Source organism: Pseudoxanthomonas japonensis, from assembly GCF_010093445.1.
Classification (GTDB): Bacteria; Pseudomonadota; Gammaproteobacteria; order Xanthomonadales; family Xanthomonadaceae; genus Pseudoxanthomonas_A; species Pseudoxanthomonas_A japonensis.
In genome coordinates this window covers 46,928-62,422 of record NZ_PDWW01000017.1, presented here as the reverse complement: position 1 = coordinate 62,422, position 15,495 = coordinate 46,928, and the positions used below count along the sequence as shown (strand labels likewise).

At 68.9% G+C, this 15,495-nt stretch carries 15 protein-coding genes and 1 pseudogene; 2 read left to right on the top strand and 14 right to left on the bottom strand.

The window, feature by feature from the left end; all coding sequences use genetic code 11:
• Window positions 1-337: 337 nt before the first annotated feature.
• The 4 genes and pseudogenes from CSC78_RS12375 to CSC78_RS12360 all read right to left on the bottom strand — a co-directional run bounded on the left by CSC78_RS12375 (window position 338) and on the right by CSC78_RS12360 (window position 3,698).
• Entirely contained in the window at window positions 338-787 is a 450-nt protein-coding gene (locus tag CSC78_RS12375) for a fasciclin domain-containing protein (RefSeq protein ID WP_238391267.1), read from the bottom strand.
• A 494-nt stretch (window positions 788-1,281) separates the two neighbouring features.
• Window positions 1,282-1,794 (bottom strand): annotated as a pseudogene (locus CSC78_RS19055) (aminotransferase class III-fold pyridoxal phosphate-dependent enzyme).
• 217 nt (window positions 1,795-2,011) lie between these two features.
• Window positions 2,012-2,836 carry an alpha/beta fold hydrolase gene (locus CSC78_RS12365; protein ID WP_162338155.1) on the bottom strand — a complete coding sequence of 275 codons (825 nt, stop codon included), beginning with the start codon at window positions 2,834-2,836 and terminating at the stop codon, window positions 2,012-2,014.
• 247 nt (window positions 2,837-3,083) lie between these two features.
• A complete protein-coding gene (locus tag CSC78_RS12360) occupies window positions 3,084-3,698 on the bottom strand; it encodes a response regulator (protein WP_162338181.1) in 615 nt (204 codons plus the stop codon).
• Window positions 3,699-4,010: 312 nt separating this feature from the next.
• On the opposite strand from CSC78_RS12360, the gene CSC78_RS12355 reads away from it, so the two are divergent.
• Both CSC78_RS12355 and wrbA read left to right on the top strand, forming a co-directional pair.
• A complete protein-coding gene (locus CSC78_RS12355) occupies window positions 4,011-4,454 on the top strand; it encodes a helix-turn-helix transcriptional regulator (protein ID WP_162338154.1) in 444 nt (147 codons plus the stop codon).
• Window positions 4,455-4,466: 12 nt separating this feature from the next.
• Complete coding sequence (gene wrbA, locus CSC78_RS12350) at window positions 4,467-5,066, top strand: NAD(P)H:quinone oxidoreductase (RefSeq protein WP_162338153.1); 600 nt, start codon at window positions 4,467-4,469, stop codon at window positions 5,064-5,066.
• Between the two features lie 15 nt (window positions 5,067-5,081).
• On the opposite strand, the gene mobA is transcribed toward wrbA, so the two are convergent.
• The 10 genes from mobA to CSC78_RS12300 all read right to left on the bottom strand — a co-directional run bounded on the left by mobA (window position 5,082) and on the right by CSC78_RS12300 (window position 15,447).
• A complete protein-coding gene (mobA, locus tag CSC78_RS12345) occupies window positions 5,082-5,630 on the bottom strand; it encodes a molybdenum cofactor guanylyltransferase (protein WP_162338152.1) in 549 nt (182 codons plus the stop codon).
• Entirely contained in the window at window positions 5,627-6,874 is a 1,248-nt protein-coding gene (locus CSC78_RS12340) for a molybdopterin molybdotransferase MoeA (protein WP_162338151.1), read from the bottom strand. The genes mobA and CSC78_RS12340 overlap by 4 nt, the downstream gene beginning before the upstream one ends.
• 478 nt (window positions 6,875-7,352) lie before the next feature.
• Window positions 7,353-8,720 carry an ATP-binding protein gene (locus CSC78_RS12335; RefSeq protein WP_162338180.1) on the bottom strand — a complete coding sequence of 456 codons (1,368 nt, stop codon included), beginning with the start codon at window positions 8,718-8,720 and terminating at the stop codon, window positions 7,353-7,355.
• A 17-nt stretch (window positions 8,721-8,737) separates the two neighbouring features.
• Window positions 8,738-9,412, bottom strand: a complete 675-nt coding sequence (locus CSC78_RS12330; protein WP_162338150.1) for a response regulator transcription factor — start codon at window positions 9,410-9,412, stop codon at window positions 8,738-8,740.
• Window positions 9,413-9,436: 24 nt separating this feature from the next.
• Window positions 9,437-10,066, bottom strand: a complete 630-nt coding sequence (locus tag CSC78_RS12325) for a tetratricopeptide repeat protein (RefSeq protein WP_238391266.1) — start codon at window positions 10,064-10,066, stop codon at window positions 9,437-9,439.
• A gap of 16 nt (window positions 10,067-10,082) precedes the next feature.
• Window positions 10,083-10,925 (bottom strand): SDR family oxidoreductase, encoded by an 843-nt coding sequence (locus CSC78_RS12320; protein ID WP_162338178.1) that lies wholly within the window; start codon window positions 10,923-10,925, stop codon window positions 10,083-10,085.
• Complete coding sequence (locus tag CSC78_RS12315; RefSeq protein ID WP_162338149.1) at window positions 10,925-11,599, bottom strand: TenA family transcriptional regulator; 675 nt, start codon at window positions 11,597-11,599, stop codon at window positions 10,925-10,927. Before CSC78_RS12315 ends, CSC78_RS12320 begins: the two co-directional genes overlap by 1 nt.
• Entirely contained in the window at window positions 11,596-13,101 is a 1,506-nt protein-coding gene (locus tag CSC78_RS12310) for an AMP-binding protein (RefSeq protein ID WP_238391265.1), read from the bottom strand. Before CSC78_RS12310 ends, CSC78_RS12315 begins: the two co-directional genes overlap by 4 nt.
• Window positions 13,098-13,757, bottom strand: a complete 660-nt coding sequence (locus tag CSC78_RS12305) for a thermostable hemolysin (RefSeq protein ID WP_162338148.1) — start codon at window positions 13,755-13,757, stop codon at window positions 13,098-13,100. Before CSC78_RS12305 ends, CSC78_RS12310 begins: the two co-directional genes overlap by 4 nt.
• A gap of 127 nt (window positions 13,758-13,884) precedes the next feature.
• Complete coding sequence (locus CSC78_RS12300) at window positions 13,885-15,447, bottom strand: sodium/sugar symporter (protein ID WP_162338147.1); 1,563 nt, start codon at window positions 15,445-15,447, stop codon at window positions 13,885-13,887.
• Window positions 15,448-15,495: the final 48 nt, after the last annotated feature.

Genomic DNA, 15,495 nt, shown 5'->3' with positions numbered 1-15,495 from the left:
GGCTTGCTTGTTTGGTCGATTCGAGCCAGCGCGACGCCGCACCAAAGTTGTTGATGAGGGTGCCCAACTCGTCTGTCAGACACTTTGCACAAGGCTGGCCGCCTGGACTTGGCCTGCAGCATCGTGCACAGGGCGCCATGGTCGTCTTGCTTGCGGGTCTCAGCTGATAGGCGATCTTGTTCATTAGGGCAGCAGCGGCCTTGGCTCGGTCCGTGCCGACGCCGATTGAGGCTGATACGTGGGGTTTGATGGGTGGGCCCATAGACAGTTCAGCCTCCGAGGGTAGCGATGCGGCGGGAATTTCTTCCCGCCGCGAGCAGTCCTTTGCATCCGCACCTCAGTTGGGTTTGGATTCCGGAAGGTTGACCTTGTCGATACCGTGGATCACGCCATTCTTGGCAAGGATGTCCGGAAGCGTGACGCGCGCGGAACCGATGCTGAGCTTGCCTTCAGCGACCTTGATCGGTGCAGTCTGGCCGTGCACCGTGCGCGCCGACTTCCATTTCCCGACATCGGTCGTCTTGCGCCCACTGACTAGGTGATAGTTGATCACCGAAGCCAACTCATCCTTGTTGGCAGGCTCGAGCAACCGGTCGAGCGCGCCTGCCGGCAGGCCAGAGAACGCTTCGTCGGTGGGGGCGAAAAGCGTGAACTGCTCATCACCTGCCAGTGAAGCCGTAAGGCCTGCCTTGTCGACGGCATTGATGAAGGTCGAGAAGGATTTGTTGGTCTTCAGCGTGCCCAATAGATTCTGCTGGACGAGGCCTTCTTTCTGTTGCATTTCCATGGGAATTTCCTACGAGGTGGACCCGTATCAGGGTCAAAAGAACGGCCAAAGCCGTGGCCGGGCGAAATGCCAGGCGCGAGCTCAATGCGGAGAGTCAGGAGGGGTGGAGCGCGGCTGAGCAGCCGATACGGTATTGCACCGCAACCTCCGCACCCTGCGCCTTTGGCTGTTAGTCTGGTGTGACGCTGCCAGGAATATAAAGTGCTTCCGTGCCAAGAAACCTGTTAGCGTCATGCGTCGCGGAATTCCGATGCTCGGTTGGCTTTCGCGCCCACGGTCTGCCGGCTCGCAAAACTTGCCGGAGCTGCCATGACGATCAGACGACATCGTGTCGTATCGACCGAATCCCCTTTTCAGAACATCGCTCATGCGCTGAGGGATTGCGCGTTGCAGTGTGCCGAGAATGAGGGATGGCCCGTCCTTGAGGACGCGATCGAACCCTCTTTCGTAGTAGCCCAGTCCAATCTTGCTCAATGCATCGTGGGGCCACGCGATCAGCGTATCGAAGAGGAAGCGTCTTTCTGGCCTGGGAGAACCCCTGCGCCTCGTCGCATAGGACCGAGCACGCGACGGTAGACGCCGTCGGGCAAAGGACCGAAGCCGCGCTTGTAGGGGGCGGTCTTGCCGGGCAGCGACATGGCCATGAAGCTGCGGCCATGGAATCCGCCGGAAAAGGCGATCACGGCGTGGCGCCGCGTGGCCGCATGGGCAATCTTGACCGCATTCTCCACGGCTTCCGCGCCGGTCGAGAACAGGATGGTCTTGGCCGGCCCCTCGATGGGGGCGATGTCGTTCAGGCGCTACGCGAGTGCGACGCAGGCGTCGTAACCTGCCACCTGGAACGCGGCTTGCGTGCACCGCCGCAACTGCTGCTCGGCCGCCGCCATCACGCGAGGATGGCGATGACCCACGTCGAGGACGGAAATCCTGGAAGCGAAGTCGATGAAACGCCTACCCTCCACATCCCACATATCGGCAGTCTCCGCGTGATCGACGAAGATGCCCATGGCCGTGCCCACGCCGAGCGGGATGCTCACCTTTCGCCGCTCTATGAACTCATGGTTGAGCAAGACCTACTCCGTCAGTGCTGTGTTGGACGCTAGGGCGACGGCGATGCATGCGGAGCCGTGTGCAGCCAGTGGGTGCAGTCGGTTGGGGCCAGATGGGCGCGACGCAGGGGTCGTTCGCCGACGCCCGCGCGCTGCCTTCCGGTGGCTGTTGCGATCAGCTGCGCGCGAACGCCAGCAGGTCGGCGTTGAGCTGCTCGCGGCTGGTATCGCCCAGCGAGTGCGAGCCGCCCTTGTATATCTTCAGCTCGGCGCCAGGCACCAGTTCTGCCGACAGCTTCGCGGACGCGTCGATCGGCACGATCTGGTCGTCATCGCCATGGATGATCAGCGTGGGCACGTCGAACTTCTTCAGGTCTTCGGTGAAGTCGGTTTCCGAGAACGCCTTGATGCAGTCGTACGCGTTCTTGAAGCCCGACTGCATGCCCTGCGTCCACCATGCGCGGATGTTGCCTTCCGACACCTTCGCGCCCGGCCGGTTGTAGCCGAAGAACGGGCCGCTGGCGACATCGAGGAAGAACTGCGCGCGGTCCGCGAGATAGGCTTGGCGGAAGCCGTCGAACACCGAGAGCGGCAAGCCGCCCGGATTCGCGTCGGTCTTCAGCATGATCGGTGGCACCGCGCCCATCAGTACGGCCTTCTTCACCCGCTTCGTGCCGTGGCGGCCGATGTAGCGCGCGACTTCGCCACCGCCGGTGGAGTGGCCGATCATCACGACATCCTTGACGCCCAGGTGCTCGAACAGCTGTTCGAGATCGTCGGCATAGGTATCCATCTCGTTGCCGTTCCACGGCTGGCTGGAACGGCCATGGCCGCGCCGGTCGTGGGCGATGCAGCGGAAGCCATTGCTGGCCAGGTGGAAGATCTGCGGATCCCAGGCATCGGCGCTCAGTGGCCAGCCGTGGCTGAAGGAGACCACGGGGCCCTTGCCCCAGTCCTTGTACCAGATGGTCGTGCCGTCTTTGGTGGTGAACGTGGCCATGCGTCGCTCCTCGTGGGGGATGGTGGGAGAAAGGTTGCCCGCGGCCGCGAGCGGCAACGCGGGAAGCGCAGCGAACGCGGTGGCGGCTGCGCCGGCGATGACCACGCGGCGTCGCCGCGGGTCGACAGGTTGGTCGTCGTCTGGTGTGCGCATCGCGATGTTGCGCCTGTGGTCGTGGAGACCATGTCAGCGTGCGCCCGCGCCCATGCGTCTCGATTGCACAATCGTGCGCGACGTGGCGTGACGCTCAGAGCTGGATGATGCCGCGCTTGATCGCGATGGTGACGGCGTGCGTTCGATCGTTGGCGGCGAGCTTGGACAGGATGCTCTTCATGTGCGCCTTGACCGTTTCTTCCGAGATGCCGAGCGTGCGCGCAACGCGCTTGTTCGCGTTGCCCTCGGCAACCTGGCGCAACACGTCGACTTCGCGCGCGCTCAGTCCGTCGTCGCCAAGGTGTGCGGCCAGGCTGTCGGCGATTTCGGGCGGCACGCGGCGCCCGCCTGCGTGCACCACGCGGATCGTGTCCACCAGTTCCCGGCGCAGCATGCTCTTGAGCAGGTAGCCATGGGCACCGGCCCGCAGCGCACGCAGGCACTGCACATCGCCCTGGTAGGTCGTCAGCACGACGATCCGCGCCGCGGGGTCCTGCTCGCGGATGGCGCGGATCGCGCAGATGCCGTCCATGCCCGGCATCTGCAGGTCCATCAGCACCACGTCGGGACGCAGGCTGCCGTAAAGATCGACCGCTTCCCTGCCTTCGGTGGCTTCGGCCTGCACGCGCATGTCCGGCTGCGTGCCGAGCACCGCCGCGATCCCTTCGCGCAGCAAGGGGTGATCGTCCACGACCAGCACGCGGATCATGCCGTCGGAAGGAAGCGGGCTGGCAGGCGTTGGCAGCGACACGGCGCGGGAGGAGGAACGGGGTGCGGGCAAAGATAGCGCGTGCCCTCGGTTGGCGCGAGGCGTTACCGAGCCCGCACCGTCCGTCGGAAGGATGTCGTCGTTTCGTTGGCGGGCGAAGCGGACGGACGGTGCGTCGACCTACCCCGATCGAGTGAGGACACTCCCACCCCGACAGGGGTATCAAGGTGCATCGACACCGAGGCACCTTGAGGCACAGGGGAGCCCCGGCGCACGACCCACGTTGCGCCCCATACCCGACAAGGCACGACCATGCACGCCGGCCACGACACCCACCCTGCCGTCCAACGCAGTGCGCCGGGCCTCAACGAGCGCGCCTTCCTGCGCGCGGACGCCTTCATCCTGCGCAACCTGGGCAGGAACTTCACGCTGGCGGACGTCGCGGCAGCCGCGTGCATCAGCCGCTTCCACTTCGCCCGGCAATTCCGCCAGCGCGTGGGCTGCAGCCCGATGGCCTACGTGATGCGGCTGCGGCTGGAACGCGCCAAGGAAATGCTGGCGCGCGGCGACCAGCGTATCGCCGACACCGCCGCGGCGCTGGGCTTCTACGACCAGAGTCACTTCACCCGCACGTTCCGTCGCGCTACCGGCGTGTCGCCGCGCGCGTTCTCGTACGAGTGCCGTCACGCCGGCACCACGGGTGCGACCCGCATACTCCGCCTGCCCGACACCGCGCAGGCAAACGCGCATCCCTGAGGAGCGACGACGATGGCCAGGATCCTGGTGCTCTACTACTCCGCCTACGGGCATATCGAAACAATGGCGCATGCCATCGCCGAAGGCGCGACCGGTGCGGGCGCGCAGGTCGACATCAAGCGCGTGCCCGAACTGGTGCCGGACGAGGTGGCGCGCGCCTCGCACTACAAGCTCGACCAGCCTGCGCCGGTCGCCACCATCGCGGAACTCGCCGACTACGACGCGATCATCGTCGGCACGGGCACGCGCTTCGGCCGCATGAGTTCGCAGATGGCGAATTTCCTCGACCAGGCCGGCGGCCTGTGGGCGCGCGGCGCCCTGCACGGGAAGGTCGGTGCGGCGTTCACCTCCACCGCCACCCAGCACGGCGGCCAGGAAACCACGCTGTTCTCCATCATCACCAACCTGCTGCATTTCGGCATGGTCATCGTCGGCCTGGACTACGGTCACGCCGGCCAGATGACGCTGGACGAAATCACCGGCGGTTCGCCGTACGGCGCCAGCACCATCGCCGGCGGCGATGGCTCACGGCAGCCGTCGGAGAACGAGTTGAAGGGCGCGCGCTACCAGGGCCGCGTGGTCGCGGAGACCGCGATCAAGCTGCACGGGTGATCCGGGGCGACGCGCTCAGCGCATCGTCCTGAGCGCGCCCCACTCTTCCGGCGTGTTGCCGTTGCGCAGCGCTTCCCGCCACGGCGGCGCGGGCACGTACGTTGCCCGCAACCGATCATGCAATGCACGCAACGAACGCACGCGCCCTTCGCGCGCGCCGATGTCGGCCAGCACCGCGCGCACGCCGGCATCGAGCCGCAGCGCCATCGGCAGCGGATGGTCTTCCACGCATGCGCAGGCGGCGTCGACGGACAACAACGCGTGCACCAGTTCCACCGTCAGCAGCGGCATGTCGACCGGCACCACCAGCCACTGGCCTTCCTGCAGCTGCGGTGCGAGCTGCGCGAGTGCACCCATCGGGCCGGTGCCGGGTTGCGCGTCCGGCACACCGTCGAATTCCGGCCGATGCCCGCTGACGACGACCTGTCGTGCGCCCGCCGTCAACAACAGCGCATGCATGTGCGCGATCAGCGTGCCTGCTCCCCACGGCAGCATCGCCTTGTCGGTGCCCATGCGTGAGGAGCGGCCGCCCGCCAACAGCACCGCACGCCAGTCCCGTGTCATGCCGGCATCCACGACGGTGGCCGCAGGTGGCTGTGGCCATGCACCTGCACGAGCGCTCCTGCCTGGATGCGCGCCGTGTCTTCCGGCAGCGTGATCCACGCCGACGACTGCGAGAACGGCAGCAGGCGGAACGACGCCTGCGCGTCGGCGACACAGGCCTGCAACCGGCCTTCGCTATCGCAGCGCAGCGTGCCGTGGAACGCGGCGTGCAGGCCGGCGCGCGTGTCGCAGGCGGCGGCCAGCGGCAGGCGGCGCACCGGTTCGGGTGCCATGCCGAGCCACGCCCGCAGCAGTGGTTCGACCAGGAAGCGGAACCCCACCGCCGTCGACAGCGGATTGCCCGGCAACCCGACGACCATCGCGCCTTCGCGCAGGCGCGCCGCCAGCACGGGCTTGCCGGGGCGCATCGCCACACCATGGAACAGCCGCTCGGCGCCGCGCGCAGCGAGCGCATCGGGCACGAAGTCGTAGCAGCCTTTCGACACTGCGCCCGTGCTGAGCACCAGGTCGACACCGCGGGACAGCGCCGCGTCGATGGCGGCCTGGAAGTTCGCCACGTCGTCACCGACGTGCGAGACCTGGATCATCTCCGCGCCTGCGGCGGCGACCGACGCCGCGAGGTACGGCGACGTCGCATCGTGGATGCCGCCCGCCGGTAGCGGCTCGCCCGCCGCGACGATTTCACGGCCGGTCGCCAGCAGGGCCACGCGCGGACGCCGCGCCACCTCGACGCGGTCGACGCCGGTGCCCGCCAGCAGCAACAGTTGCGCCGTGTCGATGAATGTCCCGGCGTCCAGCACCCGCTGGCCCGGCAGCACGTCCTCGCCGCGGCGCCGGATGTTCGCGCCCGGCAACGCGTCGGCCAGCAGGCGTACGCGCGGCGCCTGGCCCAGCGTGTGCGACGGCAGCCGGTCGATGCGCTCCACCGGCACGACCGTGTCGGCGCGCGCAGGCAGCGGCGCGCCGGTCATGATGTCCCACGCGGATGCGTCGTCATGTGGCGGCGTGTCGCCGGCGCCGATGCGCGCGACGATCGCCCACTCGCTGCCGGCCCGCGCGGCCCGGTCTGTCGATGCCAATGCCACGCCATCCATCGCCGCGTTGTCGAACGGCGGCAGCGCGAGCGTCGCCACGACATCGCCGGCGAGCACGCGACCGAACGCATCGGCCAGCGCAACCTGCTGCACGGCCAGGCGACGCGCGCCGTCCGTCAGCCTCGCCACTGCTTCGTGGTAACCGATCACTGCGCCTCCCTGTCCACGTACGCCGCGGCGACAGCCAGCCTAGTGTGGGGCCTGTCACTTGCCAATCCCGGACTTCCGCATCGCTTCACGACGCTGAAGCCGGTAGCGACGCCGGCTTCTTCTGCAGCTTTCCCCGGACACTCCACCCCGATGAAGGGAGCGCCGGTCGCCACCACATAAGCAGGACGCAGGTGGCGGCGCCACCCGTTATGGAGTCCGCGATCTCGATCCTGCCGCCATCACCAACGTGGCGCCGACTACCGGCGCCCTGCGGTGCTCGACCTGCGCAACGGCCGCGGAACTGCTGCATGCGTTTGCCGATGCCGGCTACCTCGTGATGCCCCACGCGATCGAACGTGCCGTCGGCGTGTTGCGACGGTTGCAGCGGATGATGGCGCACGTCGTCCATGGCCCTGCGCCGGCGGTGTGCATGCACACGCGGGCAGCGGCGCGACTGCGCCCGCCGCCTTGGCACCGCTCATGCCAGACAGGGCAGCTCCACCTGCACCGACAGGCCACCCCACTGCGGGGACTGCGCCAGCCGGATCGTGCCCATGTGCGCGGCGACCACTTCCCGGACGATCGCCAGGCCCAGCCCGCTGCCCTCGTGGCGGCTGCCCAGCCGCCGGTAGAAGCGATCGAACACGCGCTCACGCTCGTCCTCGGGGATGCCCGGGCCGCTGTCCTCGACCGACAGGCATGCCCGGTCTTCCAACTGCCACGTGCGTACGTCGACGGTGGCGCCGGCCGGGGCATAGCGCGACGCGTTCTCCACCAGGTTGCGCACCAGCAGGCCGAGCGCGAACTCGTCGCCCGATACCTGGACAGGCTGCAGGTCCATGCGCAGGACCTGCTCCTTGGCATCGAGCAACGGACGGGCCGCGTCGATCTCCGTTGCCGCCAGCGCGGCCAGGTCCAGCCGCACCTGCTCTGGCACCCGTCCCGCGCTTTCCGCACGGCTCAGCGACAACAGCTGCGCCACCAGCCGCTCGACGCGCAGCACGCTGGCCGCGAGCATGCGTTGGGATACGTCGCGCTCGGACTCGTCGTGCGCCTGGCGCGCATTGTCGGCGTGGACCTTCAGTGCGCTGATCGGCGTGCGCAGCTCGTGCGCAGCGTCGGCCACGAAGGTGCGTTCGCGCGCCAGCGCGGCATCCAGGCGCTGCAGCAGCCCGTTGATGGCGTCGACCAGGCCGCGCGCCTCCTGCGGCACCTCGGCGGGATCCAGCGGCGCCAGGCGCTCCGGATCGCGCTGCCCGATCTCGTGCGACATCCGGCGCAACGAGCGGGTTGCCAGCGCCACGCTCCACCAGACCACCAGCGCGACCAGCGGGAGCGCGAGCAGCAGCGGCAGCAGCGTACCGCCGGCGATGTCGCCGGCGAGTTCCTCGCGGATGTCGGTGAGCTCGGCGGACTGGAACCAGCGTCCGTTCGGCGAGCGCAGGGTGAACGCACGCCAGTGCGCACCCTCCACCACCACGTCCTCGTAGCCCGCCTGCAAGGTCGCCAGCGGACGCACGGGCGCACTGTCCGACCGCAGCAGCAGGTGACCGTCCGCGTCCCACACCTGGAAGGCGAGCTTGTTCTCGTAGGCGTGGCCATCGTTGAACGCGAGCGCTTCGCCGACGCCGTGCGCTTCCCCGTGCCAGCCGCGCAGCACGATCGGCTCGCCCGGATAGGCGTTGAGTTCGCTGAGTGGTTCGTCGACCAGGCTCACCAGCACGCGGGTGGACTGCACCAGCCGTGCATCGAACATCTCGCCGGCCTCCTGCAGGCCGGCGCGGTAACTGAGCAGGCCGGCCACGGCCATCACCACCGCCAGCGCCCCCAGCAGGAGCCACAGCAAGGTGGCGCGCATCGACCTCATGGCGCGTCTCCGCCGGCATCGCCGAGCGCATAGCCCAGCCCGCGCACGGTGCGGATGATGCCGGGCTCGAGCTTGCGGCGCAGCTGGTGGACATGGACATCGACCGCATTGCTCGCCACGTCGGCATCCCATCCATACAGGTGCTGCTGGATGGCGTCGCGCGTCATCGGGCGTCCGCGTTGTTCCATCAGCACGCGCAGCAACGCGAACTCGCGCCGGGTCAGGTCGAGCGGACGCCCTTTCCAGGTCGCGGCGAGCGTGGCCGGATCGAGCCGCAACGGGCCGGCCTCGAGCGAGGGATTCGCACGGCCGGCGCTGCGGCGGATCAGTGCGCGCACGCGCGCCAGCAGTTCGGCGGTGTCGAACGGCTTGCCCAGGTAGTCGTCGGCGCCGACATCCAGGCCCAAGGTGCGGTCGGCGGGGCGCTCTCGCGCACTCAGCACCAGGACCGGCACGGCATCGCCGGCCGCACGCAGCTGCCGGATCACTTCGATGCCGTCCATCCGCGGCAGCCCCAGGTCCAGCACCATCAGGTCGAATCCGCCATCGCGCACGGCCAGCAGACCGCTCGCACCGTCCTGCACCCAGTCGACGGCGAAGGCACCGCGCCGCAGTGCGGTACGGATGCCTTCGCCCAGCGACAGGTCGTCTTCCACCAGCAGGATGCGCATGCAACCAGTCTGGTGCGCGCTCCGTCAGTGCGCAAGGTGGGCCGTCACGTCCTTGAGCTTGAGTTGCGCCTCCTGCCGGCGGCCCGCATCGGCGACGTCGCGTCCGGGCCGTGCCGGCGCGGAGAGCGCCTTCTGCAGCGCGGCGCGCGCACCCGCCCAATCCTTCTGGTCGCGCAGGAAGTCGCCGTAGAAGTAGTTGGCGTCGATGCCGTCCGGATCGATCGCCAGCCCCTTGCGCAGCATCGCGCGGGCGGTGTCGTCGTCGCCGAAACCCAGCGGCCAGCCGGGCACCTGGTAGTACAGCGCCCCCAGGCTGGTATACGCCGCGCCATCGAGCGCATTCGCATCGAGCTTGATCGCCGCCTCGAAGTCCGCACGCGCCCGCTTCACCAGCCCGAGCGCACCCATGCCGCCCTGCTCCCCTGCGAGGCTGGACAGCACGATGCCCTCCCAGATCAGTGCGGAGGCATCGCGCGGGTTCGCCTGGCGCAACGCCTGCGCCTGCGTCAGCAGGTCCTCGAACGCGGATTCGCGCTGCGCCTTGGGCACCTGGTAGTTGATCTGCGCCCAGCGGTCGCGCACCTGCGCCACCGTGGACGCCGCCGGCTCGCCGGCGATCGCGATGCCGATGAGCAGGACGGTGGACATGAGCATGAGGACAAGCATGGATTTACCGTAACGAGGGGACTTCATGGCGAGCATTCTCCGCAGTGGACGGTCGGGGTCGTCGCGCATGGCGACGGACGATGGGCAGGCTGGCGCGCAGGTTGCGGTCGACGAGGCCGGGCGCCAGCCCGTTGAGGCGGGCGAACAGCTTCTCCGGCCAACCGACCTGCAGCCGCGAGGTTCCCTGCGCGATCGCGGCCACCAGCTGGCGCGCGACCTCGCCGGGCGCGTCGCTGGCCACCTTGAGTTCGGCGTTCAGCGCATCGACGGCCGCCGTGTTGAACGGGGTGCGGGTGGCGCGCGGCGACAGGTACTGGAAACGCAGCGGGGTGTCGGCGTATTCCCGCGCCAGCGCTTCGGTCAGGCCACGCAGGCCGAACTTGCTGGCGCTGTAGGCGGCGAAGCCGGGGAACGCGAGGCTGCCGAAGGTGGACCCGACCACCACCACCGACGCGCTGGCATGCGCCAGCAGGACCGGCAGCATGCCGTGCAGGAGCAGCATCGGCGCGACCAGGTTGGTGTGCATCAGCTGCGCCATTGCGTCCGGCGACTGCTCGTCGAACAGGCCGAACGCGGCCTGCGCATGCGCCAGCACCAGCACCGACGGCGTCGGCTGCGCGGCCCGCGCCGCCTGCAGCAGGCGTTCGCGCCCCGCCGGCGTGGAGACATCCGCGGCGACGCACGTCACGCGGCCGGTCGGCAGCGCCTGCGCGACATGCTGCAGGCGGGCTTCGTCGCGGCCGACCGCCAGCACCTGCGCGCCGGCGGCCACCAGCGCCGCGCACAGCGGCGCGCCGATGCCGCCGCTCGCGCCGGTGACCATCACCGTCCTGCCGGCAAGGTCCATCACGCGGCCTCCGCCAGGCGCACGCCGTCGTCGCGCAGCGTGCGGAAGATGTCGCCGTAGAGCACGTAGAAGCGGCGTGCCGCGTGCACGATGGCGGCCTGGTCGCCGGCATCGTCGATGCGGTCCATCAGCTGCCGGAAGAAGCCGACGTGCTCGACGTCCAGGTCGCCATGCGAGAGCAGGTAGCTGAAGGCGTTGCGCGGCAACTCCAGCGATTGCTGGATCGTGTTGGCCGCGCGCGTGGCCAGCGCCACGCTGGTACCTTCCAGCACCAGCACCATGCCGAAGAAGCCGACCGGATTGCCGCGCTGGATGGTGTCGTAGGCGTAGCTGACCATCAGTTCGGTCGCCAGCGAAGGCGAGGACGCTTCGGCGGCGGCGCGGTCCTCGCCGCAGGCGGCGATGTCGTCCAGCACCCATTCGTGGTGCCCCATCTCCTCTTCGATGTACTCGCCGACCGCGGTGCGCAGCCATTCCAGGCGCGCCGGCAGGCGCGCGCCGCACGCCATAAGCAGCGGCACGGTGTGGCGGACGTGATGGAAGGCCTGGCGCAGGAACGCGACGTAGTCGTCGCGCGCGATGCGGCCCGCCAGCGCGGACTGGATGATCGGAATGGACAGCAATCCATTGCGTTCGTGCGTGGTCTGCGCGACCAGCGCGTCATGGAAACTCATGCGGGGACTCCGGAGGGGGAAAGGTCGGATGGCTGCCGGTAGCAGGCGTCGACTTCGGCCTGGTAGCGGGACAGGATCGCGTCGCGCCGGGGACGGCCGTTGGCCGTCAGCAGGCCGGCGTCGGCGGTGAAGGGGGCGGCGGCACGCACGAAACGCGCAACGCGGGCGTAGTCGGGCAGGCCGGCGTTGACCTCCGCCAGCGCACGGCGCAGGCGCGCGTCGTCCACCTCGGCGCGTCGCGGCACCAGCACCGCGACGTTGTCGGCCTGGCCTTCGCCCCACACCACGGCCTGGCCGATGGCCGGATGCGCCAGCAGCTCGCTTTCGACCCACTCCGGCGACACGTTGCGGCCGAATGCGGTGATGAAGACGTTCTTGCGGCGCCCGGTGATGTGGATGAAGCCGTCCTCGTCCTGGTGGCCCAGGTCGCCGGTGCGCACGGGGCCCGCTGGCAGCGGTTCGCCGCCGAGATAGGCGAGCGCACGCGCGCCCTCGACGAGGATCTCGTCGTCCACGATCGACACGCGTGCGTGCGGCAGCGGCCGACCCACGCTGCCTTCGCGCAGCGCACCGGGACGGTTGAGACAGACCACCGATCCGCATTCGGTCAGGCCGTAGCCCTCGAACACCGGCAGCCCGAGCGCGCGCGCGCGCCGCAGCAGACCGGGGCCGACGCGACCGCCGCCGACGGCGAGGTAGCGCAGCGATGCGGGCAAGGGCGCGCCCTGCTCGGCCGCCATCACCAGCGCCAGCAGCAGCTGCGGCACCAGGATCACGCTTTCCGGCTGATAGCGGTGCAGGCAGCGCAGCAGCGTAGGCACGTCCAGGCCGGTGGCGCCGGTGTAGCCGATCTCCGACAGCGAGGGCAGCGCGATCTCGGCATCCGCCAGCAGGGCCGCATACAGACCGGCCACGTTCTCCAGCAGCGTCGCCAGCGGCATCAGGCACAGGTGGCGGCGTGGCGCGATGGCCGCGGCGGCGTCCACGAGCGAACCCGCCACGGTGAACAGCGTGTCCGCGTCCAGGCACACGCCGCGCGGACGCCCGGTGGTGCCGGAGGTGTAGGTGATGCAGGCGGTACGCGGCGGCAGCGTGGACGCCATCGCATCCCCGCCCTGTACGCGCCAGCACGCCAGGCGATCGCCTTCGACGAAACCGGTCAGCGCCTCCACACCGGGCGGCATGGCGTCCTCACGCGCGGTCAGCACGCATTGCACGCCGCTGTTCGCCAGCGCATGGCGCACCTGCGCTTCGGAAAAGAACATCGGCAGCGGCACGTGCACGCCACCGACCTCGCGCAGGGCCAGGTCCAGCACGAACCAGGACGGACCATTGTCCAGCCGGCTCGCGACACGGCGGATGCCGGTCTTCGCCAGCCATGCGACCACCGCGTCGATCCGCGCCGCCAGCGTGTGGTCGTCCAGCACGCCCTGCGCGGTGACGATGCGCGGCGCGCGGCGGTCGCCGGCGCTGCGCAGCACCACGTCCATCGGCCGGATCATGGCGCACCCGCCAGGCAGAGCGCCGGGGCATCGCAGGCCGGCGGGCGCTGCATGCCACGCAGGTAGGCGACGCCCTCGGCGAGGTTGCCGCAGATCAGGCGCGGCCGCGACGCGTAATAGCGGCCCCAGTCGGCGCCGGCGTCCCCCAGCCGGTCGGCACGCGCCTCGGCCAGGTCCAGCATCGGCAGGTGCAGGCGCTCGAACGCGTTGCGCAGCTGCTGCGTCGCCACCAGCAGCACCCATTCCATGCCGGCGGCCTGCAGGGTCATGGCCAGTTGCAGGATCAGCTCGCGCGCGATGCCCGGCGACGTGGCGGCGAAATTGCCCACCTCCACCACGCGACTCCGGTCGACCGCGACGATCCGCTGTTGCGACATCGCCTGTTCGACGGGTACGTCCAGGTAGTGTTCGACGAACAGCGGCCCCTCACCCCCGGCGCGGATGCCGACGGCGGCGGCGAGCCGGCCTTCGCTGTCGCGATAGGCGAGCAGGCGCGGAAAGAAGCTGCGCAGCACCGCCCCGTGGCGATCGCGATAGACGCGGGCGATGAACGCTTCCACCTCGTCCCGACCGGGGTCGTCCTGGTCGACCAGGTGGACGCTGACGAAGCGGCCGGGGAGGGGTGCAAGCGCGAGGTGGGAGCGGATCCAGTGCATGGGGCGCATGCTGGAAGCGCTGGATTAAGGCCAAATTAGCCGGAAGTTAAGTGCTTATTAGCTTCCCGGCAGGAAATCGTGAGGATGGATCGCTGCGGCTCGCCCAGCTAAATCGCGTCTGAATCCGCTACCAGAACAGCGTGTACAGCGCCGCGAGAATACCCAGCACCGCGACCGCGCCGATGTTGAACGAGGTCCCCGTGCGGTAGTCGACATCGTCCGTGCGGATGACATCCTTCTCCGGCGCATGCGCCGTCGCCAGCGACACCACCACCGCGAGCACCAGCGCCAGCAGGAACACCAGGCCGACGCGGTCGATGAAGGGCAGCGCCGGCCACGCCAGCTTCAACACGATGGACAGCGCGAACGAACCGATCGCCGCCGCCAGCGCGCCGGCCTCGTTGGCGCGCTTCCAGAACAGGCCCAGCATGAAGATCACCACGATGCCCGGGGTGAAGAAGCCGGTGTATTCCTGGATGTACTGGAAGGCCTGGTCGAAGCTGCCGAGCAGCGGCTTCGCGGCGAGGATGCCGAGCAGCACGGTGACGACGGCGGCGATGCGGCCGACGCGCACCAGTCGCGCCTCGTCGTGCTGGCGCTTGCCCTTGGCGTAGAAGTCGAGGGTGAAGATGGTCGCCACCGAATTGATCTTCGACGCCAGCGACGCGACGATCGCCGCCACCAATGCGGCGAACACCAGGCCGAGGATGCCGGTCGGCAGCAGCCGCATCATCGTCGGGTACGCCTGGTCGGGCTTGTCGAGGCCCGGCGCCAGCATCACCGCGGCGATGCCCGGCAGGACCACGATCACCGGCATCAGCAGCTTGAGGAACGCGGCGAACAGCACGCCCTTCTGCGCTTCGCCGATATCCTTCGCGGCGAGTGCGCGCTGGATGATGTACTGGTTGAAGCCCCAGTAGCTGATGTTCATGATCCACATGCCGCCGATCAGCACGCTGAGGCCCGGCAGGTCCTTGTAGAACGGATTGTCCTTGTCGAGGATCATTTCGAAGTGACCCGGCTGCGCGGCCCAGAGCTTGTGGAAGCCGGCGACGACACCGGCGCCCTCGCCCAGTTCGCTGAGCGTCAGGCCCGCCACCAGCAGTCCGCCCAGCACCAGCAGCGAGACCTGCACGATGTCGGTCAGCGCGACCGCCTTCAGCCCGCCGTACAGCTGGTACAGCAGCGCGAACACGCCGATCAGCACCACCGCCAGCATCTGGTCCATGCCGGTGACCTGCGACACCGCGATGGCACCGAGCCACAGGATGGAGGTGACGTTGACGAACACGTACAGCCCCAGCCAGAACACGGCCATCAGCGTGCGGATGCGGGTGCCGTACCGCTGTTCGAGGAACTGCGGCATCGTGTAGATGCCGTTGCGCAGGAACACCGGCAGGAACCACTTGCCGACGATCAGCAGGGTGGCCGCGGCCATCCATTCGTACGAGGCGATGGCCAGGCCGATGGCGTAACCCGAGCCCGACATGCCGATGATCTGTTCGGCGGAAATGTTGGCGGCGATCAGCGAGGCGCCGATGGCCCACCACGGCAGCGACTTGCTGGCGAGGAAATAGTCCTTCGCGTCCTTGGTATGCCCCGCCTTCTCGCGCGACACCCATTGCGCCAGCACGAAGATGGCGGCCAGGTAGGCCACCACGATGCCGATATCCAGTCCCGACAGTGTCATTCCGCTCCCCTTCCCCGTTCGTTCGCCATCGCGGACGACCCGGGCGCC

Coding starts and splice junctions, on each gene's coding strand:
- CSC78_RS12375 (WP_238391267.1), bottom strand. CDS start 787: ATGGAAATGCAACAGAAAGAAGGCCTCGTCCAGCAGAATCTATTGGGC.
- CSC78_RS12365 (WP_162338155.1), bottom strand. CDS start 2,836: ATGGCCACGTTCACCACCAAAGACGGCACGACCATCTGGTACAAGGAC.
- CSC78_RS12360 (WP_162338181.1), bottom strand. CDS start 3,698: ATGATCCGCGTGCTGGTCGTGGACGATCACCCCTTGCTGCGCGAAGGG.
- CSC78_RS12355 (WP_162338154.1), top strand. CDS start 4,011: ATGCACGCCGGCCACGACACCCACCCTGCCGTCCAACGCAGTGCGCCG.
- wrbA (WP_162338153.1), top strand. CDS start 4,467: ATGGCCAGGATCCTGGTGCTCTACTACTCCGCCTACGGGCATATCGAA.
- mobA (WP_162338152.1), bottom strand. CDS start 5,630: ATGACACGGGACTGGCGTGCGGTGCTGTTGGCGGGCGGCCGCTCCTCA.
- CSC78_RS12330 (WP_162338150.1), bottom strand. CDS start 9,412: ATGCGCATCCTGCTGGTGGAAGACGACCTGTCGCTGGGCGAAGGCATC.
- CSC78_RS12325 (WP_238391266.1), bottom strand. CDS start 10,066: ATGCTCATGTCCACCGTCCTGCTCATCGGCATCGCGATCGCCGGCGAG.
- CSC78_RS12320 (WP_162338178.1), bottom strand. CDS start 10,925: ATGGACCTTGCCGGCAGGACGGTGATGGTCACCGGCGCGAGCGGCGGC.
- CSC78_RS12315 (WP_162338149.1), bottom strand. CDS start 11,599: ATGAGTTTCCATGACGCGCTGGTCGCGCAGACCACGCACGAACGCAAT.
- CSC78_RS12310 (WP_238391265.1), bottom strand. CDS start 13,101: ATGATCCGGCCGATGGACGTGGTGCTGCGCAGCGCCGGCGACCGCCGC.
- CSC78_RS12305 (WP_162338148.1), bottom strand. CDS start 13,757: ATGCACTGGATCCGCTCCCACCTCGCGCTTGCACCCCTCCCCGGCCGC.
- CSC78_RS12300 (WP_162338147.1), bottom strand. CDS start 15,447: ATGACACTGTCGGGACTGGATATCGGCATCGTGGTGGCCTACCTGGCC.